The following is a 21,005-nucleotide window of genomic DNA, read 5'->3' as shown; positions in this document are numbered from 1 at the left end:
TAAAAAACATAATTCATACATATAAAATATTGCATCTTACAGATAAAATGCTTATATTTGCAGCAGGAAACTAATAAAACCTAAGATATGAAAATAATCTATTCACCAGAGTTTAACTCTACAAGCTACATCAACCTCCAACAACGCCAGGGCCAACTCCTTGGGCTGAAAGTATGTGGTTCCACCGAACTGCTTTCCGAACTCGAACTGCGAGCCGGCATTGCTGTTCAGGAGCTATCTGAACCAGAGCGTTTGGTAGCACATCGTGATGCCATAAAGGAGAGCATAAAGAAAACGATCTTTGCTAATTCTTTTGCGATGGATGAGATTGGAGTAACCCGTCAGCTACTCAATTGGCGCGACAATTTGTTGATGGCAGGATGGAATCCTCAAGAACACCGATTTACCAAAAAGCTGGAAAACCTTGCAGCATTAGAAGAGGAAACGACACCAAGGTCTCAAGCTGATCGTTGGAAAAAAGTACATGAATATGTTAAGAATCATCGGCTTTTTAGCGAGAACGACAAGATAGAAGTTCATGCGTCTTCAGAATTGTTACCTTTGGTTATTCGTAATACACTTGATGACCTAAACAATCAAGGTTTTGTAGAATATGTTCAACCCACCACAACTAATTCTGCATACAATCTGAAGGTTTATAAGTTTAAGACACGAACAATCGCCTATCAGTGGTATCTGTCTCAACCGGATGCCATTAAAGACATTGATGTTACTGTAAGCAATGATAATTGCATGCTTAATGACATGGCTATCTCGTTTAACAAGCCTGTAGTGAATTCAAAATCATCAGATAGCAACCCTCAGATACTTCAACTATTCAAATTAGGTTTATCCCTCTTTGCACGTCCATTGAATGTTTATAACCTTTTGTCCTATCTCCAAGTTCCAGGACATCCTGCAAAGGGTGTGGCCTTTCAGTTGGCCAAAGTACTTGCAGATGAAGGTGGTGTGAATGAAAAATGGGATGAAGTTATACAAAACCACGATTTCACAAACGACAAAGATGAAGATGAACGAGAAGAATGTCTCTCGTTCATCAGCATGGTTAAGGAAGAATTTCAGTCAGATCATATTCCTGTAGAAGCAATCAAAAGCTATGCAAATGATTTAGCTCATTGGTGTGATAAACAAATCTTCTCAAAACATGTTAGTGACGAACGAAAGGCACAACTTATTGTTCTGTCCTCTTTCTGCCGGTCACTTGTTCAAACGCTAAAAGACAAGAAGACCGTTACTTCAGAGGAACTGATGGTGACTATTGATGGCATCTACCAGCCTCAATCGTTTACACACTTCAAGGCAGAAAAAGACTCTCCTGATTTCATTTCGTCTGTAACCCAATTAGCGGATTCTGTCGACAATGTTTGCTGGCTTGGATGTGTAGGCAGTTCCTTATCTACTTATCCTTACGATTTTCTGAATAATGAAGAGATTGAGAAACTAAATGAGCAGGGGGTGTCCATACCATCTAAGACAGAGTTTTATTCACATTATCGTCAATTACAACTTAATGCACTCCAGAACATACGTCAGAATCTTATTCTAGTATGTTGGGAATATGATGGTAATGAGTTGCAGGAAGAACATCCACTTCTGACAGAGTTTAAGTCCAGATATACTGACGAGCAATGGGCAAGAATCGTGGTGCAGAATGAGAAGCCTCATTTAGAAGAAAAGAAAGGAGAAGTTGTAAAACTCGACATTCTCCCAAACTATCAACTTGATGGCACACAGTTAAGGGCGCTCAAACGCGAAACTGAGAGTTATTCCAGCATCAGCACCTTGATACAGCATCCTTTCGATTATACTGCAGACTACCTCTTAAAACTTAGAGAACCATCTGTGGGGCAGTTGGATGACCTCGACACAACTAAGGGTAACGTAGCTCATCTCTTCATAGAGAACCTGGTGAAAGAGTTTGGAACCGAGATGCCTAATAAGTATAAGGAACTGACAGATGAGGAAAAAAACAGCAGAATTAATATTGCCATCAGTCAGAAAGGTGCCATCTTATTACTCCCAGAGTACAAAATGGAACAACAGCAGTTTGTCGACAAGTTGAAAGAGAGCGCATTGATTCTGGTTGACATCATTACTCAACTAGGTTTGCAACCCGTTGAATGCGAGGTAAAAATGAATGTTCAATTTGAAGATATAGGTTCCTTCGAAGCTAAACCTGATATGGTACTTCAGGAGACTAATAATCCGTCACATTACGTGATTTTCGATTTCAAGTGGTCAGAAAGCAGCTCATTCGAAAAGAAACTCAAAGAGAAGCGTGCTATGCAGTTGGAATTCTATAGTCAGGCAGCAACCATTCATTATCAGAAGCAAGATAAGAATGCAAAGATTGTTGGTACCGCTTACTATCTTTTCCCATTGTGCAAACTCTTTACGACTGTTTTCCCAGAGTCAGAGCATGTTGTCAATGTTGAGGTTGATTATGATGCGGAAAATCGCAAATTGTTTGAAGAGATTAAGAATTCATATATTTATCGCAGAAATGAGCTCAATAATGGTAAAGTGGAAGACAGTGAATTGTGTGCAATTGCAGAACTTCCTTATAACAAGGGCACAAAAGGAAAACTTCCGCTCTACCCACTCGAGGGACAATATAAAAGAGAAAATGACAAAAAATGTCCATACGTCAAAACTGATAAACCGGCATTTGCTAAGAAAGTTCCCAACTGGGGAGATAGCAAAGCCGATGATCGCGAAATCAAGACAACTCATTCAATTCTAAAAGGCAGACTATTATGAAAAATGTAACATATATCAACGCAGGAGCAGGTTCTGGAAAAACGACCGAACTGACTAAAATCCTGGCTAAGGAACTGTGCAAGAAAGATGGAAGAATAAAGCCATCAGAAGTTATTCTGACCACGTTCACCAAGCTTGCTGCTTCTGAATTTCGTCAGAAGGCACGTGAAGTCTTGTATGAGAAAATAAAGAATGAACCTGACAATGATACCAAGAAGCAACTATCCGATATCGCCAATCAGATGGACGCTGCAACTATTGGCGACGTCCATTCCGTCTCTTTGAGTTTTATTCAGAAATATTGGTATTTGGCTGGAATCTCTCCTGATGCGAAGGTGATGTCTGAAGATGACATGCAGATTTATATCAGCCAGTCATTAGGTAATTATGTTACTGATACTGATTTGGCTTTCTTTACAGAATATTGTAACTATTTTGACATTGACTATCCTCTGTTTTGGCAAGACGAACTCTTAAGCGTTATTGAGAAAATCAACCATTACGATATTGATCTTAATGGTTGTATTGATATGAGTAAAAAAACGATTAATGCTATTTTTAATGAGAATGGGAACCTCAATGAGAAACTGTTGAAAGAGTTTCAAAACATCCTAACGGAGCAAATAGAATCATATAATGAAGATATAAAGAAAAAAGCCAAGGAGTTCCTTTCAGAAAAACCGAACTATCATGTTTTATTAAACATATATAAGGAGATAAGCGGAAAAACGTTTCTAGGGGCTCAATCTCGCTTGACACCTTTTGTCGAAAAAATGAAAGGCGATTTTCAGGAATTTGTTAAAAATATCAAATCGGTTCTTCTGTCATCAAAGTCTACAGATAGTTGGAAATCGCCTCAAAAAATGATGACAACTATGGTTCAAACCATTTTCCGCATCGCATCTAATTGGAATGATGGTTTTAAGGCTTTTAAGGATCGTCATCACATCATCGACTACAACGATATGGAGGAGAAGTTCTTAAAGTTGTTAGATACTAAGAATGTCTGCGAAGAAATAAAGGCTGATTATAAGTTGATGATGGTCGACGAGTTCCAGGATTCCAGTCCAATTCAGTTGAGCATTTTCAAAAAACTTTCCGATTTGATAGAACATAGTTACTGGGTGGGCGATCCCAAACAGAGCATTTATGGTTTTAGAGGAGCCGATGTGTCATTGGTGAATGATTTAATTAAGCTTTTTGATGACGAGAAAGAAAAAAAGAAGAATGGTTTAAACTTATATTCTCTCCCTAAATCTTATCGTTCTCGCAGAAAACTAGTTAACCTTGTTAATGGCTGCTTCACAAGGGCTTTCAATGGAATTATTAATAATGTAGAGTTGGAACCTGCTCGTCAAGATGAAGAAGGCCTTTCCGAGCCGTTAGCTCATTGGAATTGTTCTGGCAACATGAATCAGAACAAGACATTCATCGAAAAAACGGCTGATCGTGTAAAACAACTTTTGGATAGTAATCTGAAGGTAAAGCCAAAGGGTGCTCAGTCTATTAGAGACATTGAACCTGGCGACATTGCCATACTGTGCTTAAAGAATAGCGAATGTAAAAGCTATGCAAAGGCATTAGCCGCTCGTGGTATACCCGTATCATTCGTCAACGATGATATTTCTCAGCAGATTGAGATACATTTAGTTATTTCACTCTTACAGCTAATGATAGAACCCTCTAACAAGCACGTCAGGGCAGAATTGGTTCGATTGTTGAATGATGATTCAACGACTAAAATTCTGAATTCTCGATTGGATTATCTGTATAATCAGAGTATAGAAAGAGAAAAGAAAGAGAATCCTGAGGACCAGCAATTACCTGATGAATGGATGAACGATAATCCACTGATAGAGAAGCTGGTAGCCTTTATAAAAGCCGGACGTGATTTCTCTGTGTCCGATTTGGTTGAGAACGTCATCTATGGTCTTTCACTTCCAGAATTAGTCGCCAAGTGGGGCGAAAAAGAGATACGTCAACAGAATCTCAGTACTGTCAGAGCATTAGCAAGACAATATGATAGCCATTGTCAACAGATGGGCATTGGAGCATCTGTTGGTGGTTTTATCAGCTATCTCTCTTATGCTAAAGTTGAAAACAAAATAGATAATTCTATCAATGCAGTTAAGGTATTAACCTACCATAAATCCAAAGGCTTAGAATGGAATTATGTGATTATGGACTCTCTCTTTGATAACAAATTGAAAGATGACCATTTCGCACTATGGAATTATTGGGGAGTACGAGAAATGCGTTCGGAGGATAACGATCATTACGTGATTCAACACCTTCCCAGGATTATGAGTTCTATAACATACAAATCAACATTACCGCAGCTTTATTTGGACAATGTCATTCAACTCTCTTCGTACAAGGCGATTAAAGAGCGTGAAACCAACCAATTACGTCATCTTCTCTATGTTGGTATGACACGTGCGCGCGATTATCTGACAACATTGGGAAGATGTAGCAATGCCCGGAACAACAGGTCTATTCCTACTGCTTACTGGATAAAAAATGCCGGCATCTCCGAGGGTGTCATGAATCAGTCTTTGGGAGTTTTGTGGGGCGAGAAGAATCTAGATGGAAATCCAGAAGATATTACCAATATTCCTGAAGCTGACAAATCAAAGGCAACAGAATATAAATATTTTGATTACCCAGAGTTGATCATTTCTGAACGAGAGCCCAAATATATCTCTCCTAGCAAGCTGCCTCAGATTGAGTTCGCAAAAGAAAATATTGAGATTCTTGATAATCTCAAATGTCGCATCGAGAATTACGATACCGATGATACCAATCAGGCGGCTGCTGGTACTTGCATCCATAACATCTTTGCAGTCTACGACCCTACCCTTTCTCATGAAGAGAATGTGGATAAGGCCACTGACATTCGCAATGGCAACAACATGTACGGAATCATATCTGAGCCCGAAGAAGTTATCAATTCCATTGAGCATCTTTACGCATGGTTGGAGCAGACTTATGGCAAAGCCTCGTCTGTCAAGCATGAGGTTCCGTTCATTCAACCTCTACCTGGTCAGATAGTGCATGGAGAGATTGACCTCTTATGGTATCTTAACGAGAATGAGTGTGTGCTGATTGACTTCAAGAATTTCCCTGGTGACAGGGCAACCATCACGAATCCAGACCCTAAGAACGAGCATTATGCAGGTAAGTATGCCTCACAGCTAAAGGCTTATCGCGATGTACTTCACGCATCTGGAATCACAGTAAGAGATGCACTTATCTACTACTCTGTTATGGGTTGTGTCGTCCGCCTCAACCTGTAGTAGAAGTCCATTAACACCCAAACAGAGTAACCCTAACCGGTTGCTCTGTTTTTATTCATACATATGAATATGGCGGTTATTTTGGAGTCTTGGCATAATCTTTGCAATCGTAATCACGTATAATACTATTACCATATGACAAAGCAAACTACTATTATTCCTTCGTTTACCACGGTGCTCATCGATTTTGATGGCACTCTGTTCGACACCACTGTTGCAGATCGTTTCTCTGTCCGGGGGAAGGGGCTGCGCAGGTTCTCGCCAGAGTGGAGCAAGGCCCGCAGCCTATACCTTGAGAAAATCAGGCAGAGCCCGCTCTACGATGGTTGGGAGCAGGCACTCGAGTTCTTCAAAGCAAACAACATCCAAGCTGCCATCGTGTCGGGCAACAACGTTCAGGTGCAAAATGTGGCAATCAAAGCCAAAGCAGAAAAGTATCCTGTTCTGAAAGATGTTTTTCCCAAGCCCAAGGTCAATCGTATTGGCGGCACCATAAAGTCCGAGGGCGATCCTTCGCTCTTCCTCCATGCACTGAAACAGCTCAACGTTGCTCCTGAATACACCATAGCTTTCGGTAATCAGATGATTGATGCTAAATTGGCATCCATGGTCGGCATCAAGGCCTATCACTGTCTGTGGGGCGCCAGAGATGAGGAAAAAGAGCTGATGCTCGCCGACCCTGACCATGAGTGCATCACCTCCCCGCTCCAGATCATCGACCTGCTTCGCTAACCCAAGAGCAACCCTCACCGGTTGCTCTTTTTCATTTATACATATAACTTTAACCCTTACTTTCTGCCCAAACGGTAAATTTGCCACCAGAAATAACCCATTAAAACACTACTATTATGCCACCAAGAAGATTGAAAATTCAGAAGCGAAGTACAAACCTTGATTTTGACATGCGCCCCGAGCGCTCCTTGTTTGATAATGAGGAGAAGGAGTACAAGGAGCCCGACACCTGGACCATCATCACCGCCATGAACCGTGTGCTCGACCAGGCACGCGGCTCCGAACTCACCGATGAGTTCTGGGAGTCGATTAAGAATCCCCTGGCTTTCCTGCGCGGCGAGCTGGGCATCAACGATATCCAGATAGTAGTACTGGCCATGCTCATCGAGGCTGGCGAACCCCTGTCGTGGAAGAAGATGGGCAACTACCTGAACTGCTCGCGCCTGCAGATGATGACCTACACCGACGAAATCGAGGAGATGGTGCGCAAGCGCTGGTTCGTACGCCGTGGCACCCACGAGATAGGTGGTTTCTTCGAAGGCTTCGCACTGGCTCGCGGCCTTATCACCGCCCTGCGCCATAATCAGGTGTTCGTTCCCGAGAAGATCGACGGACTTACCGAGCAGCAGTTCGTCGACAAACTCGAGAGCCATATCTCCAAGGGCCTGAACGACCGCCACACTGAGTTCCGCGACGACGAGGAGTGGATGGTTGAGCTGTGCAAGGCCAATCCTCACCTGCCCCTCTGCCACGAGGTGCTGCGCTTCGACGATATCCACGTGCAGTCGCTGCTGCTCATGATTGTGTTCGACTATGCCCAGTGGGAGGGCAGCGACGGCGAGGGCCTCACCATGGAAACCATTAGCGACCTGTACCCCGAGGATTTTGATTGCAACTTCCTGCGCCAGAACCTGCGCGAGGGCATCCACCCCCTCATACAAGCCGGCTACATCGAGTACAAGTGCCGCGACGGCATGGCCGACAACGAGCAGTACAAGCTAACCCTCAAGGCCAAGCAGGAGCTGCTGTCGGCCTACAAGCCCAGTCACAGCAAGTGCCGCCGCTATCAAAACAGCTACAACCGCATGCTTAAGAGCCACGATAGCATCAAGGCCAAGGAGCTGTTCTTCAACGACAGCGAGCAGCAGCAGATTGAGCGACTCACCAGTCTGCTCAGCATCGACAACTTCCCCAGCATCCAGCAGCGTCTGGAGGAGCAGGGCATGCGCAAGGGCTTTGCCTGTCTGTTCTACGGAGGCCCTGGTACCGGCAAGACCGAGACCGTGCTGCAGATAGCCCGTCAGACGGGTCGCAACCTCATGCAGGTAGACATCGCCGGCATGCGCGATAAGTTCGTAGGCGAGAGCGAGAAGAACATCAAGGCCGTGTTTGCCCGCTACCGCGAGATATGCCAGAACAGCGAGGTACAGCCCATCCTGTTCTTCAACGAGGCCGATGCGCTCATCAACAAGCGCACCGAGAACATCGAGCACTCTGTCGACAAGATGGACAACGCCATGCAGAACATCATCCTTCAGGAGATTGAGGACCTGGACGGCATACTCATCGCCACCACCAACCTCACCAGCAACCTCGACAGCGCCTTCGAGCGCCGATTCCTCTACAAGGTTGAGTTCCACAAGCCCGACACCACCGTGAAGAGCAAGATATGGCGCTCGATGCTGAAGGACCTGAGCGACCACGACGCCCAGCAGCTGGCCTCGCACTTCGACTTCTCAGGCGGACAGATTGAGAACATCGCCCGCAAGCGCACGGTCGACTACATCCTCTCGGGCCAGTACGCCACACTCGAGCAGCTGGAAGACTACTGCCGCGCCGAGCAACTCGCCAACAACAAATCGCGCCACCGCATCGCCGGCTTCTCCCTGCCAGGGTCGACAAACTATTGATAAAGTTATGCAATACACCAAAGTACAGATTAGTAACAGCATCGCCAAATTAGTGGAGGAAGGCAGGAGCAACGACTATGCTCTTGACCTCTACCTCAAGATGCGCATGATGAACGACCTGGGCCCCGAGCAACCGTTCATCACCAAAGTACCCTTGCCCGCCGAAGTGCGTATACACCTGATGGGCAACGGTACCATCAGCGATTCCGACATCAAGCTGGAGCTGGCAAGTAGCAAGTACCCCAGTCCGCGACTGATAGTCAAGCTCTCGCCTGCCTGCACCCTCTACGCCGAGAAGGTACACTCGTCCATGCAGCTTACCATCAACGACAAGAACCACACCGTGATGTTCCTCAAGTCATACCGCGCCGAGGATATCGCCCTGTGGATGATACGCCAGAAGCAGAGGTTGGCCGATTACATGAACGATTGGGATGTAGAATTGCAGACAGCCTACAAGAAGCTCAAGATCGATCATATGGCATTCCTCGGCATCCGTGCCATATTCGCCGATGCCATGAAGGACTACCCTAAGCTCAAGTATGTTGTCGTAGAGCAGAAGCGCCGTGCCAAAATCATGGTGCATATTCCCAACACCACCCTCGGTGTGTACATCTATGCCTGGTGGGGATCGTACAAAAAGCAGCTCCCCCAGCAGATTGAGAGTCTGAAACTGCTCCTCGACGTTCATCGCAAAAGCAGCATCAAGAACTTCTTCATCCACCACAAGAAATAATCTTTAATGTTTAATCTTTAATGTTTAATGTTTAATGTAGTACTATGTCAGTAATGATTAATATCTCCGAGCTCAAGCAAACCTTAGAGCTCACCCCCTCAACCCAGAACATCATGCTCGTGGGCAAGCACGGCATCGGTAAGTCCGAAATCCTCACCAGCTATTTCAATAGCAAGGGCATGAAAGTAGTAACCCTGTTTCTCGGACAGATGGCCGACCCGGGCGACATCATCGGCATACCCTCGAAGGTAGAGCAGATCGATGCCAACGGCAAGGCTACCTCGCGCACCGACTTCACCCCACCCTACTGGTTCCCACAGGACGGGAAGCCCATTGTGCTCTTCCTCGACGAGTTGAACCGCGCCCGTCCAGAGATACTCCAGACGGTGATGGACCTCACCCTGAATCGCAAGCTGGCAGGCAAGGCCCTGCCCAAAGGCAGCTACGTGATATCGGCCGTTAACGATGGCGACGAATACCTGCTCACCGACCTCGATCCAGCACTCGTAAGCCGTTTCAACATCTACGAGTTCAAGCCCACCGTCGAGGAATGGCTCAACTGGGCTGTGAGCGAGCATCTCGACGACCGTGTAGTAGATTTCATTCAGGACAACCCCACCTGGCTCGACGGCAACAACCGAGAATACAAGGGACTCGACAAGACCGCCGATCGCCGCGCCTGGAAGCATGTATCCGACGTGATTCACAAGGTAGACACCATCACCGACATCCACAAGCGCATCATCGCCGGCATCGTGGGTGTAGGCGCAGCAGCAGCCTTCATTCAGAGTGCCCTGCAGCATAATGCCATCACGGGCAAGGACCTCCTGCTTAAGTACGACAAGACCATCAAGACCGTCGAGAAGTACCAGCTGCACGAGTTTGCCATCCTCAACGAGTCGGTGTTCCGTTTCCTCGAAAATGCCGAACTCAAGAAGAACGAGAAGAAAACCGTGGCCGAGAACCTCGGTAAGTACATCGATTTTCTCAGCAATAACAGCGAGGCACTTGCCAACTTTACCACCATCTTTGAGAAGGACACCTACATCAGGGCCGCCTCATTTATGGTAATCAATGCCCCCAAGGTGTACAACACGTTAAACGATTATGTAGAAGCACTATGAAAGAACGAATAGCCAGAATCGCCCAGCGCTGGTTTCTCAGCGACGAGCCGCTGTTCTTAGCATTCTGCACCCATCGTGTGGTCGAGAACCGCGAGATGAAGTGCATCGCCCGTGTGGGCAGAGGCGTTATCGAGTTCAACCCCTTGCTGTGTTTCCACACCAGCGACAAGGAACTCGAGGAGCGCCTCCGTGTAGAGGTGATCCGTATCCTGCTCAAGCACCCCTACGACCGCCAGCCCGACGGCTGCAGCACCACGGCCAGGGCATTAGGCAGCAACTGTGTCATAACCGACAACTACCGTCTCCATTTTTTCGAGATGGTAAAGCCTGTCGACTTCGAGCTGCCCTCCCAGAAGCACTACGAGTTTTATGCCCGTAGCATACAACAGCTCCTGCCTAAGGGTGAGCAAGGCCAGGCCGGAGAGTCCGACGCAGATTCCGATCTCGCAGCCAACTGGCAGCAGGACGAGCTGATGGCGGCCCAGGTCGACCAGGTCATCAACAATGTCAAGTCATGGGGATCGATGCCTGGCCATCTGGTCGACCAGATCATTGCCTCTACCAAGGCACGTGTCGACTATCGTAAGATACTGGCTGGGTTCCGCGCCTCCATCCTGAGCGAGAAGCGCAAGCTTACACGCATGCGCCCCAACCGCCGCTTTGGATTCGATGCCATGGGCAGTCGCTACGATTTCTGCACGCACATGCTTATCGGTGTGGATTGCAGTGGCAGCATCACCAAGACCGATCTGCGCAATTTCTACTCCACCATCAACCGTTTTTTCAAATACGGCATCAAGCAGATTGATGTGGTGCAGTTCGACGTGAAACTGGGCGAAGTGCAAACCCTGGTCAAAGCCTCCGAGAACGTCAAGGTTACCGGCCGCGGCGGCACCCTTTTCCAGCCCTTTATCGACTTTGTGGCCAAGCATCCCGAATACGATGGTGCGCTTATCTACACCGATGGCTATGCGCCCCCGCCAAAGGTACCCGCCACCATACGCACGCCCCTTTGCTGGGTACTCCGCTCCGAGAGGGAGTTGAAAGAGCACGAATCCTGGATGCGCCAATCCGGCCGCGTCTGCGTAGTCGAAAACACATAAATCCAATTATAGCCAAAGCACCCTGCCTCAGTAAAATGAAGCAGGGTGCTTACTTAATTGGCCAGGCGGTGGTTATGCTCCCATGCAGCTGGTCGCTCCCAGTGCGGTAACAATGGCCGTAGCCACAGATGCTATGATCTGCACGATAAACTTTAAGGTTTCCTTCTTACTCATAATTCTTACATTTTTCAATTTTTACATTCTAAGGTTGGGCTGGGGCCTAAGCCCCAAGCCCTTAGTCTCCGATAGGCTCGTGACTTCCTCCGCCGCCGGTATTGCCGCCACCAGTGTTTCCACCGGTATTGCCGCTACCACTCTGGCTGCCGCTACCTGAGCCCGACGAAGGATTCTCGTCGTCCATAGTGCCGGCAAACGTCTCGGCATTTACAAACTCAGCCTTCTTGATGAACTCACGACTCGAGATGTCGGTCTCGGTGCTCGAATCGGGCAGGAATCGGATGTGCAATCCCTTCAGGTTCTTCTGAGGCAGGAACTTGTCCTTGCTCTCGGCACCGCCCTCGGTATTCTCCAGGGTGGTGAAGAAGATACCCAGACCGTCGATCTTCACACGCTTCGAATTAAGCAGCATCTCCAGCAGACAGCTGCGGAACTTCTCCAGCACGCCAAACACCACGTCTGGGGTGTAGATAGAGCCGTGCTCACTAATGTGGTTCGCCAACTTGCGGGTGTTCAAGGTCTCGATAGTCTTCTGATGGGCGAACCACTTGCCATTCACCTTCGAGTTCTTCACCTTGTTCTGCTTCAACAGATAAAATACTTTTGCCATAATGTGTGTGTATTAATTAGACTTAAGTGCGACTGACTACATCGGGCAGCCGCTTCCCGTGTGTGCGTTTCATATCTGATTTACTCTGCAAAGATACAAAAAAATTCTGAAACCGCCAAACATTTTAGCAAGTTTTTATACGCGATTTTGTAAGTTCTTATAGTATATATACTCGAAAATACAGAAACGTAACTTCTGGCTCCCCGAAGTTACGTTTTCGGCTGTCAGAAGTTACGTTTCGTCGATCGTGACGGAGAGCTGGTTTTATTCACTATTCATTTATTCACATGTACAGGAAGGTTTTCAGTTTTCTCAAATATATATTTATATTATATAATTATATTATAATATAATTATATAATATAGTATTAACATACTACTAAGGCAATGGCAAGTCGTTTTCACGCAAAAGCATTCCCGTCTATGTGAATAAATGAATAACTGAATATTTTTTATTTCCCGAAAAATTTGCGTAATTGCAATTTTTCCATTATCTTTGCACTACATTGACGAATAAACCTAAAATAAATAATATTCATAAAAATTATGGACAACAGAAACAGCTTATCATTCAGGCAGATAATCGATACATTATCTGCAACAATCAACCCAGTGAATCATGTCATGGACCTCGTACCATCCGACATGCAGGAGTTATTTCAAAAGAGTATGCTCATATCGCTATCCATCCTTAAGACCTCCGAGATGGTTCACAATTCGGGCGGACAGATCGACTACCAGCAGTTGTATCAGCTATTAAAGCCGCTACTAACCGACCCCGAAGTCATTAACAGCTACAACAAGTGGAAAAGCGACCTGTGCTGCATGACACCCCAAATGCTAAAGCATAAGCGTTTGCAGGTGATATTTGATGTGCTTAAGCGCGACATTATGAAGTACGACGAGGATGCATTCAACTATGAGGTTAATGAAATCAACGACGACGAGATTACCCAATGGATATCGTGCGAAGAAAAGCTCGACGATAACCTTAAGAAAGAGTTGGCAAAACTTAAGCGCTACTTGATTAAAGAGGGCGACATCATCATGATAGATCGCCAAAAGTTCGGTAAGTATGCAATGAAGCACATAAAAGCTTTCTCGTACGAGGACGCCAGGGCTATGTTCGAACTCGATGCGACACTCGACATGGTGAATGCCGACCTGGTGGCGCAGAACCCCAGGCTGCAGACGATTATCAACAAGTACCGTCTGCAGCCTGAGCCGTTCAACGCTTTTGCGCCCGCCAAGATTATCAAGAGCATCCTCACCCAGACAGAAGTATTGGCATTGGTAAGCAACAAGCAAAAGTACAACGCCCAGTGGATAGAGCAGTTTGTTGACAATCTGATGGCCTCAGAGCATGGCAGGAAGATTGCCGAAGACTGGGCCAACAGCAAGAAACGCATCAAGATACCGGCCCTGGTGGCAGGCTGCCTCATCAGCGCAGGTGTATTTAAATGCAGCAAGCCCAAGCTGGCACGAACCATCCGTATACGTCACGACTTCAAGGTAAAGACCGAGTGCTACGCCACCTACATGGGCATGAAGCGCGAGCAGCCCTACCTGGAATGGGTGTTAGCCCACGTAGAATCCAATTAACCGCATCCCAATTCTGTCCAACTGGCTTCTCCCGATTGGGGGAAGCTATTTTTTTTTGTTTTTTCTGATACGGCGATAAACACACGCAAACCACAGCAATTCTACACGCCAACCAACCGGCTGCCGCCAAAAAAGTTTTGGCAGTTGGATAGTTGGACTCTACTTTTGCACTCGCAATCCGGATTTCGCAACAAACATCAAATTTAAAATGACTTTAGAGTATTTAGAAATTATGGAAGAAATCAAGAAGGCCGAGGAGCAGCCATCCACAGCTCCACGCAGAAAGTGCATTCGTAGTTTCAAGTCGAACACCCGCGTTTTCGACGACGACTCGATCGAGGTTACGCCCCAGGAACGTGGCCAGCCTGCACAAACCAACGTTAAGAAGGTGGGCCGGTCCAAACGATACGACACCACGGGCAAGAACCCACTTACATGCATCGAACTAAAATGTCCCGACAACGTGCCCGACAAGGCTGCCTATTTCCAGAAGGAACTGGCCAAACTCACCAAGGACATTACTATCGCCACCCCCGAGCTGCCCAACAGCGAGTTTCTGTTAAATCAGGACAACCTGAAGGTATGTTTCGAGGAAAAAGAGAGAAAGCTGACGGCATGGATGGCATTCAACACCCAGAACATGCTTGAGGCAAGAAGAGATTTGTTTAATTTAACCAGCGAAATTTATAAATGTTTAGTTATCAACAACAACTTACTGACTCGCGAACGCGACTGATTACACCCGAGGTGTTCTGGGCTTACTGCCGCGCACCACAAACAATACAACTGGTAACCGAAGCCCGACAGGCACTCCAGAACGGCGACGAGAAGACCTATGCCGACAAGAAAAAGCAGCTGGCGCTGATGATATTTGTGGGCACCTTTGAGGAATGGGAGAAGGAACTGGAGAACAAACGCACGGGCGAGAAGCGAAAGGAAACGGCGATGTGGCGCAGTCAGAGTCATGTACACCTGAACGGACTGGTGGTGGCCGACTACGACCATCTGCAGGGCGACGTTCGAAAGATTTGGGCCGAAGCCTACGAGCGCCTCTCGCCCGAAGATAAGGCCCGCATCGTGCTGGTTTACATCACGCCATCTGGCCATGGCTTGAAACCGGTGTTCACCGCCGATCCAGCCATCGGCAACCTCATCGACAACCAGCTCGACTTTTCGCGCAAGCTGGGCCTTCCCCTCGATGAATCGTGCAAGGACGGTAGCCGAGGGGCCTTCATGACCACCGCCGATGACATTATTTATATTAACGAAGAAAAACTGTTTACCTATGAAGATGAAACATTTTCTGCGCGATTTGATGCTCTATATCGAGACGGTCAGTCGCAGGCTACGAAAAAGGATAATTTAGGCTCGGAGAAAAAAATCATAGAGTCCTGTGGTCCGTTGCAAGATAATTACAACGGCATGCAGGTAATGGAGATTGTCGACAAGTGGAGCCAGCAGCATTTTGCCAGCGAGGGCGTATCGCGCCACGAATCCAGCATCCTGCTGGCACGCGACCTACTCATTATGTTAGACCGCGACCAAAGTCTGGTGCTGTCGGTATTAAAGGCACAGCCCTGGGTGCAGGCCATCATCCGCGAACGTGGCGAGGACGTAGAGCGCACCGTATCCGATGCCGCCACCTATCTGAAAGCCCAGGAGAGTCAGGCCGCCAAGAAAGGTCAGCCCTGGCTACCCAAAATCTCAAAAGAGATGCAGGCGATAGTAGAACCTCTAAATTCTAAAATCTCAATTCTAAATTCAGATGCCGACATCTATGATCAGTTGCCGCTGGACAAATGGGCCGACGAGTTGCGCGAGATGGCCCAGTACTACCCCTGTATGAAGGAGCTGTTTGTTAACCTGCATCCACATAAACTGCCCGCAGTACTCTTCTCGTCGGGCGCTCTCTTCGGCACGCTGATGACCCGCGCGTGGTACCACTTCTGGTTCGACCCCAAGATTATGCGCCGACTCAACTACTGCATCTTCATCATTGGCGATCCAGGTGCGGGTAAGCACATGATCGAGGAGTTCTACAAGCTGATAGCCGACCCTATCATACAGGCCGACCAGTGCATGACCGACGCTCTGAACCGTTATAAGGAGAGCCGAACCGAGCGCACCACCAGCACCAAGGCGCAGAAGGCCGAGGCACTCAAAAAGCCCGAAGTAGGCATACGTGTGCACCCCGCCCGAACCGCCACTGGCGAGTTTATCCGCCACATGCTGGCCGCCAAGGAAATCATCCAAGGCCAGCCGATAAACCTGCACATGCTGTCGTTCGATTCCGAGCTCGACAACGTGAACAAGAACAACAAAGGTGGCGATTGGAAGGATCGCGAGATTATGGAGCTGAAGGCCTTTCACAACGAGGAGGACGGACAGATGTATGCCAACCAGGAGAGCATCAGCGGCATGTTTAATGTGTACTGGAACTTCATCTACACCGGCACACCCTATGCCCTGCATCGCAAGGTAAACCAGCGCAACTTTGGTACCGGCATGAGTAGTCGACTGGCAGTTATTCCCCTGCCCGACCGCGGCAAAGCCAAGCGCCATCAGGAAGTGATCGAGGGCTCCGACGAAACGCTGAAGATGTGGGCCTACCGACTGGACAAGGTGGCAGGCGAGATACCCATCGAACCGCTGAACGACGAAACCTACGAGTGGCAGACCGAGCACATGGAGATAGCCGAGTTTAACCACGACAAGGCCGACCGCATGCTGCTAAAGCGCATACCCTATTACGGCATCGGCATCACCCTGCCTTTTATCGTGATGCGCCATTGGGAGGAATGGGAACAGAACCGCACACTGACGATGGACGACATGGACCGCCGATTCTGCCGCATGGTGATGGAGATACAGTACCGCAGTCAGCAGTTCTTTTTCGGCGAGATGGCATTCCACTATTTTGCCGACCAGGACAAGGAGTTTGTGGTTCGTCGCCGCACCACCCGTTACGACGAGTGCTATCGCCAGTTGCCCGAGCAGTTCAAGGCCAAACATGTCATCGAGGTATTCGGCTGTTCGCAGCCCACCGCCTCGCGTAACATCAATCGCCTGCTGGCCGATGGCATCATCGAGCACGTCGACACCCACACCTACCGCAAGGTATTAGCGGAATTACCCTAATGTTTCGCTCGCTTTGCAAAAAAATGTTTAATCTTTAATCTTTAATGTACATGTCTCGAGGAATTAGAAATTGTAATCCACTCAACATCCGTCGCTCAGCTGACCAGTGGAAGGGCCTCAGCGCCCAACAGACAGATGTGGCATTCTGTCAGTTTAAACAAATGGAGTATGGCTGGCGTGCCGCCCTTGTGCTGCTAACGCGCACTTACTACCACAAGTACCGCCTTTACACTATCCGCAAGATAGTAGAGAAATGGGCGCCGCCCACCGAGAACAACACCGAGGCCTATATCAGCAATGTATCCGCCACCACCGGCATAGGCCCCGACGACGACCTGGGCGATCCGCAGCAGCACCCCGCCAACTGGCTACTGCTCGCCGCCGCCATGGCCATCCAGGAAAACGGTCCCAACTGTCGCGACCCCATCCCCCTCCTCCGCGCCTGGCGGATGCTATAACTCAATCAGGCTGATATCCCTAACCCGGATATCAGCCTGTTTTTTTTATCAAAATTTCAAGGGATTGTTTCGTTATTTTGAAATATTTCCCTATCTTTGTGGGCAGATTACTAGTAACATAAATATCTTACTATAATGAAGTACAAATTTCAAGTAGTAATACCACTGACCTACAGCGACAAAAACATTGAGGTCGAGGCAGATTTCACCGACGAAGAAGCAACCCAAATAAAGGAGGTAATAGCCAACAACGCAGAAAGAGCTGACGAAAGCCTATTGCCACTCCTATCCGATGAAACCCCAGAACTGTATGACAAATTTTGGGATGCCATCTTCCACCCATTATTCCTTGAACTGCTCATCGACGGCATGAATAATTATGGCAACGATATCAAGCTCGACGAAGACGATATCGAAGACTACCGCGAAGCCGACTTCGATAAAGTATTCGACATGTACGGTGATTCCATTGAAATAGATCCTTTTAGCGACTGCAAATGCAAGATTCCCAAGGAATGGCTGCCGAAATAATGCATTTTCATCGGTCTGACCGAGCACACAAAAATACAGGAAGGCAATAATATGAAGAATCATGCCACGGAGTATGTAGAGAGGTTTCTGCAGAACACTTGATGTTAGCCACCGGAGAAACTTTTATTAAATTATGTATAAAATCTCGCATAACCCGCAATATTCTCTTTTTTTTTTCGTACCTTTGTGGCTGATTAATCAAGAGAACTAAAAATATGAGTAGCATATTGGACATACGCGCACTTGAGTTGCGCATAACTGATATTGTTGACGATTACGTCAAGCAGCCGTATAACGATGATGATGTCCTCGCTATTGGGCGCCGTTGTGGAAAAATCACAATTAAGGCTGATTCTAAAGAGAAGATTAAGGTTGGGAAGACCACTGAGTTGTACCCACTTAAGGATTTAGTGCGCACAGGAAATGATGGCAAAACAGAGTCCGACTGCGACAAAATAAGCGACATTGCAAATAGTTGGCTATTCTTAGATTAAATCAATGAATATGGCAATACATAAATGGACAATACATGTAATAGGAATGTCCAAATTGTATGAATAAAGCCAATAAACTTTCCGCATAAGAAAAAATGAAATATATACTTGAAAAGAAATATCTCTCTAATATTTGTCCACATCAGTATGATGTTTTTGTGAACTCTTTAGGCAATTGTCAACAAGATAATGTGGGGTTCACTCTGAATTACACGGATCGAAATTATCTGTGTAAACCTATGATAGAAAAATTGGCCGAATCAAAAGTACAGGCTATTTCTTTCTTTTCCGGTTGTGGTGGGTTGGATATTGGTACCCAAATGGCTGGAGCAAGAATTATATCAACACTTGATTTCGAGCCAGCTACAGTCGAAACAGTTAAGGCAAATGAATTCTTTAAATTTGCAGAACATAATTGTGCTGATATACGTAACGTATCTGGAAAAGATTACTCCGCTTTGCTTCGCAGTTCAAATCCAGATAAGTTAATAATAGTAGGTGGGCCGCCTTGCCAGCCATTTTCTAAAGCAGGCTATTGGATTACAAATGAAAAGAGAAAAGCCGTTGATGATGAAAGAAATATGGTTGGTGAGTATTTACGTATAATAGAGGAAATACGGCCTGATGGTTTCTTGTTGGAGAATGTTGAAAGCATTCTTCATCCGACGAATAAGGCAGCAGTTGATTATATCGAGGAAAAGATTACTCGTATGGGATATCATTTTGTTCGGATACTCGCTAATGCTTTAGAATACGGAATACCACAAAAAAGGAAAAGGGTATTATTCCTTGCAAGTAAAAAACCTATTAGCGGGCAACCAACTAAATTGGCACCGGAGGAGGTTGAGAAAGTTAGTGTTTTGGATTGGATAGGCAGATTTGATAAGCCAGAGTTATCAGAAAATGAAGAGTCAACAGAAGGTAAGACATACGACTATGAACTTTCTGAGATACCACCAGGACACAATTATATTGCGTTGTCTGCTAGGGACAACTATCCTAATCCAAAATTTGTTGCGAATAAGCGTTTCTGGAATTTCTTGTTAAAACTACATCCTTTGCAGCCCTCATGGACAATAGCTGCACAACCAGGACCGTGGGTCGGCCCTTTCCACTGGAATAATAGAAGATTAAGGGCACAAGAAGTTGCTGCTATTCAAACCTTCCCAATGGACTACAAGTTCGTGGGATCAAGGAGAATTATTCAGAAACAGATTGGTAATGCTGTACCTTCCCTCTTAGGCGAAAAGTTTGTTGAACATCTAATTAAGTTTATATAATGAAACCCAAAATAGTTAGCATATTCTCTGGCGTTGGTGGTATTGACACAGGCTTCAGTCACGCAGGATTTCAAACTGTATTTGCCAATGACAATTGGCAGAATGCGTGCGATAGTTTTAAAGCGAATTATCCTGATGCAGAGGTCGTATGTGCAAGTATAGCCGATGTCGATTTTAAAGAGATTAAGAAGAAGTACGGAGATATTGACGGATTAGTTGGAGGCCCTCCATGTCCTCCATTTTCGAAGTCCAGATTCTATAGAACAGACAAGAAACGCGGTCTTGAAGATGAAAGCGGATTCTTAACTGTAAGCAATTATTTTAGAGCTTTGGAAGAATTAAAACCAAAATTCTTCTTCTTTGAGAATGTTGCAGGGTTTGTTTACAAACCACATCAGGCGGCTTTAGAGATGGTACAAAGTGAATCCCAAAGGCTTGGCTATAAGATTGTATATCGTGTGGTCAACGCAGCAAATTACGGCGTACCCCAAATAAGGCAACGTTTTATATGTGTTGGCGTACGTAAAGATATGCCAGATTTCATCTTCCCAGAGGAAACCCATTCTGAGTTAGGTGATGAAACTCACAAGAAATGGGTAACTTGCGGTGATGTTATTGGAAACATTGATTTTGATCTTCCTGAAGATAAAGATAAACAGGCAGGTTCAAAACACAAAGAATTGTTGAAACTTGTCCCTCCCGGTGACAATTATCTCTTTTTTACAAAAGAACGTGGTTATCCTGAACCCATTTTCAAATGGAGGTCAAGATATTGGTCTTTCCTTTTAAAATTATCACCAGAAAAGCCTTCATGGACTATTCAGGCAAGTTTTTCAAATAATATGGGACCGTTTCATTGGAAAAATCGTTTCCTAAGAATACAAGAAATCCAAAGGATTCAATCTTTTCCTGACGATTATGTATTCTTAGGCAAATTCTCTGATCAATGGAGGTTGATTGGCAATGCTGTTCCTCCAGTTTTAGTTGAGGTTGTTGCAAAACAGATTAAAAATGAATATTTTAAGTAATGCAT

Annotated in this window: 17 protein-coding genes; 15 read left to right on the top strand and 2 right to left on the bottom strand. The window is 46.2% G+C overall.

Going from position 1 to position 21,005, the window contains the following annotated elements:
- Window positions 1-87 precede the first annotated feature (87 nt).
- The 7 genes from PRU_RS01890 (at window position 88) to PRU_RS01860 (ending at window position 11,682) form a co-directional block, all read left to right on the top strand.
- The gene (locus tag PRU_RS01890) at window positions 88-2,781 is read left to right on the top strand and encodes a PD-(D/E)XK nuclease family protein (RefSeq protein WP_041385540.1); all 2,694 of its coding nucleotides are present in this window, start codon (window positions 88-90) and stop codon (window positions 2,779-2,781) included.
- A complete protein-coding gene (locus PRU_RS01885; protein ID WP_013063315.1) occupies window positions 2,778-6,077 on the top strand; it encodes a UvrD-helicase domain-containing protein in 3,300 nt (1,099 codons plus the stop codon). The genes PRU_RS01890 and PRU_RS01885 overlap by 4 nt, the downstream gene beginning before the upstream one ends.
- A 135-nt stretch (window positions 6,078-6,212) precedes the next feature.
- Window positions 6,213-6,809 (top strand): HAD family hydrolase, encoded by a 597-nt coding sequence (locus PRU_RS01880; RefSeq protein ID WP_013065114.1) that lies wholly within the window; start codon window positions 6,213-6,215, stop codon window positions 6,807-6,809.
- Window positions 6,810-6,925: 116 nt separating this feature from the next.
- Window positions 6,926-8,719 (top strand): ATP-binding protein, encoded by a 1,794-nt coding sequence (locus PRU_RS01875; RefSeq protein WP_080517158.1) that lies wholly within the window; start codon window positions 6,926-6,928, stop codon window positions 8,717-8,719.
- Window positions 8,720-8,726: 7 nt separating this feature from the next.
- A complete protein-coding gene (locus PRU_RS01870) occupies window positions 8,727-9,455 on the top strand; it encodes a hypothetical protein (RefSeq protein WP_041385539.1) in 729 nt (242 codons plus the stop codon).
- 44 nt (window positions 9,456-9,499) lie between these two features.
- On the top strand, window positions 9,500-10,579 hold the full coding sequence (locus PRU_RS01865) for an AAA family ATPase (protein WP_013063650.1): 1,080 nt from the start codon (window positions 9,500-9,502) through the stop codon (window positions 10,577-10,579).
- Complete coding sequence (locus tag PRU_RS01860) at window positions 10,576-11,682, top strand: VWA-like domain-containing protein (protein WP_013063821.1); 1,107 nt, start codon at window positions 10,576-10,578, stop codon at window positions 11,680-11,682. The genes PRU_RS01865 and PRU_RS01860 overlap by 4 nt, the downstream gene beginning before the upstream one ends.
- Window positions 11,683-11,754: 72 nt before the next feature.
- On the opposite strand, the gene PRU_RS15955 is transcribed toward PRU_RS01860, so the two are convergent.
- Window positions 11,755-11,856: a smalltalk protein gene (locus PRU_RS15955; RefSeq protein ID WP_170857849.1), complete on the bottom strand. Its 102-nt coding sequence runs from the start codon at window positions 11,854-11,856 to the stop codon at window positions 11,755-11,757.
- 61 nt (window positions 11,857-11,917) lie between these two features.
- Complete coding sequence (locus PRU_RS01855) at window positions 11,918-12,469, bottom strand: HU family DNA-binding protein (RefSeq protein ID WP_013063071.1); 552 nt, start codon at window positions 12,467-12,469, stop codon at window positions 11,918-11,920.
- Window positions 12,470-13,015: 546 nt separating this feature from the next.
- Between PRU_RS01855 and PRU_RS01850 the strand changes: the two genes are divergently transcribed.
- From PRU_RS01850 to PRU_RS01815, 8 genes are all read left to right on the top strand, one after another.
- Window positions 13,016-14,071 (top strand): hypothetical protein, encoded by a 1,056-nt coding sequence (locus PRU_RS01850; RefSeq protein ID WP_143040141.1) that lies wholly within the window; start codon window positions 13,016-13,018, stop codon window positions 14,069-14,071.
- A 232-nt stretch (window positions 14,072-14,303) separates the two neighbouring features.
- On the top strand, window positions 14,304-14,807 hold the full coding sequence (locus PRU_RS01845) for a hypothetical protein (protein ID WP_041385537.1): 504 nt from the start codon (window positions 14,304-14,306) through the stop codon (window positions 14,805-14,807).
- Window positions 14,762-17,209, top strand: a complete 2,448-nt coding sequence (locus PRU_RS01840) for a BT4734/BF3469 family protein (protein ID WP_074683996.1) — start codon at window positions 14,762-14,764, stop codon at window positions 17,207-17,209. Before PRU_RS01845 ends, PRU_RS01840 begins: the two co-directional genes overlap by 46 nt.
- 50 nt (window positions 17,210-17,259) lie before the next feature.
- The gene (locus PRU_RS01835; RefSeq protein ID WP_041386526.1) at window positions 17,260-17,667 is read left to right on the top strand and encodes a hypothetical protein; all 408 of its coding nucleotides are present in this window, start codon (window positions 17,260-17,262) and stop codon (window positions 17,665-17,667) included.
- 135 nt (window positions 17,668-17,802) lie between these two features.
- Window positions 17,803-18,198 (top strand): hypothetical protein, encoded by a 396-nt coding sequence (locus PRU_RS01830; RefSeq protein ID WP_013063715.1) that lies wholly within the window; start codon window positions 17,803-17,805, stop codon window positions 18,196-18,198.
- Between the two features lie 215 nt (window positions 18,199-18,413).
- Window positions 18,414-18,692, top strand: coding sequence for a hypothetical protein (locus PRU_RS01825; protein WP_041385536.1), 279 nt, complete (start codon window positions 18,414-18,416; stop codon window positions 18,690-18,692).
- A gap of 95 nt (window positions 18,693-18,787) precedes the next feature.
- Entirely contained in the window at window positions 18,788-19,972 is a 1,185-nt protein-coding gene (locus PRU_RS01820; RefSeq protein ID WP_143040142.1) for a DNA cytosine methyltransferase, read from the top strand.
- The gene (locus PRU_RS01815; RefSeq protein WP_013064911.1) at window positions 19,972-21,000 is read left to right on the top strand and encodes a DNA cytosine methyltransferase; all 1,029 of its coding nucleotides are present in this window, start codon (window positions 19,972-19,974) and stop codon (window positions 20,998-21,000) included. The genes PRU_RS01820 and PRU_RS01815 overlap by 1 nt, the downstream gene beginning before the upstream one ends.
- The last annotated feature ends 5 nt before the right edge of the window (window positions 21,001-21,005 follow it).

The organism is Xylanibacter ruminicola 23 (assembly GCF_000025925.1).
Taxonomy (GTDB): domain Bacteria; phylum Bacteroidota; class Bacteroidia; order Bacteroidales; family Bacteroidaceae; genus Prevotella; species Prevotella ruminicola.
Note: the sequence above shows the minus strand (reverse complement) of the source record. Positions and strands in the feature narration are given on the sequence as shown.

What these genes read in the sequence shown, in the direction of transcription:
- PRU_RS01815 (WP_013064911.1), top strand. Translation starts at nt 19,972, where the DNA reads ATGAAACCCAAAATAGTTAGCATATTCTCTGGCGTTGGTGGTATTGAC.
- PRU_RS01885 (WP_013063315.1), top strand. Translation starts at nt 2,778, where the DNA reads ATGAAAAATGTAACATATATCAACGCAGGAGCAGGTTCTGGAAAAACG.
- PRU_RS01890 (WP_041385540.1), top strand. Translation starts at nt 88, where the DNA reads ATGAAAATAATCTATTCACCAGAGTTTAACTCTACAAGCTACATCAAC.
- PRU_RS01835 (WP_041386526.1), top strand. Translation starts at nt 17,260, where the DNA reads ATGTCTCGAGGAATTAGAAATTGTAATCCACTCAACATCCGTCGCTCA.
- PRU_RS01880 (WP_013065114.1), top strand. Translation starts at nt 6,213, where the DNA reads ATGACAAAGCAAACTACTATTATTCCTTCGTTTACCACGGTGCTCATC.
- PRU_RS01860 (WP_013063821.1), top strand. Translation starts at nt 10,576, where the DNA reads ATGAAAGAACGAATAGCCAGAATCGCCCAGCGCTGGTTTCTCAGCGAC.
- PRU_RS01870 (WP_041385539.1), top strand. Translation starts at nt 8,727, where the DNA reads ATGCAATACACCAAAGTACAGATTAGTAACAGCATCGCCAAATTAGTG.
- PRU_RS01820 (WP_143040142.1), top strand. Translation starts at nt 18,788, where the DNA reads ATGAAATATATACTTGAAAAGAAATATCTCTCTAATATTTGTCCACAT.
- PRU_RS01855 (WP_013063071.1), bottom strand. Translation starts at nt 12,469, where the DNA reads ATGGCAAAAGTATTTTATCTGTTGAAGCAGAACAAGGTGAAGAACTCG.
- PRU_RS01830 (WP_013063715.1), top strand. Translation starts at nt 17,803, where the DNA reads ATGAAGTACAAATTTCAAGTAGTAATACCACTGACCTACAGCGACAAA.
- PRU_RS01845 (WP_041385537.1), top strand. Translation starts at nt 14,304, where the DNA reads ATGGAAGAAATCAAGAAGGCCGAGGAGCAGCCATCCACAGCTCCACGC.
- PRU_RS01865 (WP_013063650.1), top strand. Translation starts at nt 9,500, where the DNA reads ATGTCAGTAATGATTAATATCTCCGAGCTCAAGCAAACCTTAGAGCTC.
- PRU_RS01850 (WP_143040141.1), top strand. Translation starts at nt 13,016, where the DNA reads ATGGACAACAGAAACAGCTTATCATTCAGGCAGATAATCGATACATTA.
- PRU_RS01840 (WP_074683996.1), top strand. Translation starts at nt 14,762, where the DNA reads ATGTTTAGTTATCAACAACAACTTACTGACTCGCGAACGCGACTGATT.
- PRU_RS15955 (WP_170857849.1), bottom strand. Translation starts at nt 11,856, where the DNA reads ATGAGTAAGAAGGAAACCTTAAAGTTTATCGTGCAGATCATAGCATCT.
- PRU_RS01875 (WP_080517158.1), top strand. Translation starts at nt 6,926, where the DNA reads ATGCCACCAAGAAGATTGAAAATTCAGAAGCGAAGTACAAACCTTGAT.
- PRU_RS01825 (WP_041385536.1), top strand. Translation starts at nt 18,414, where the DNA reads ATGAGTAGCATATTGGACATACGCGCACTTGAGTTGCGCATAACTGAT.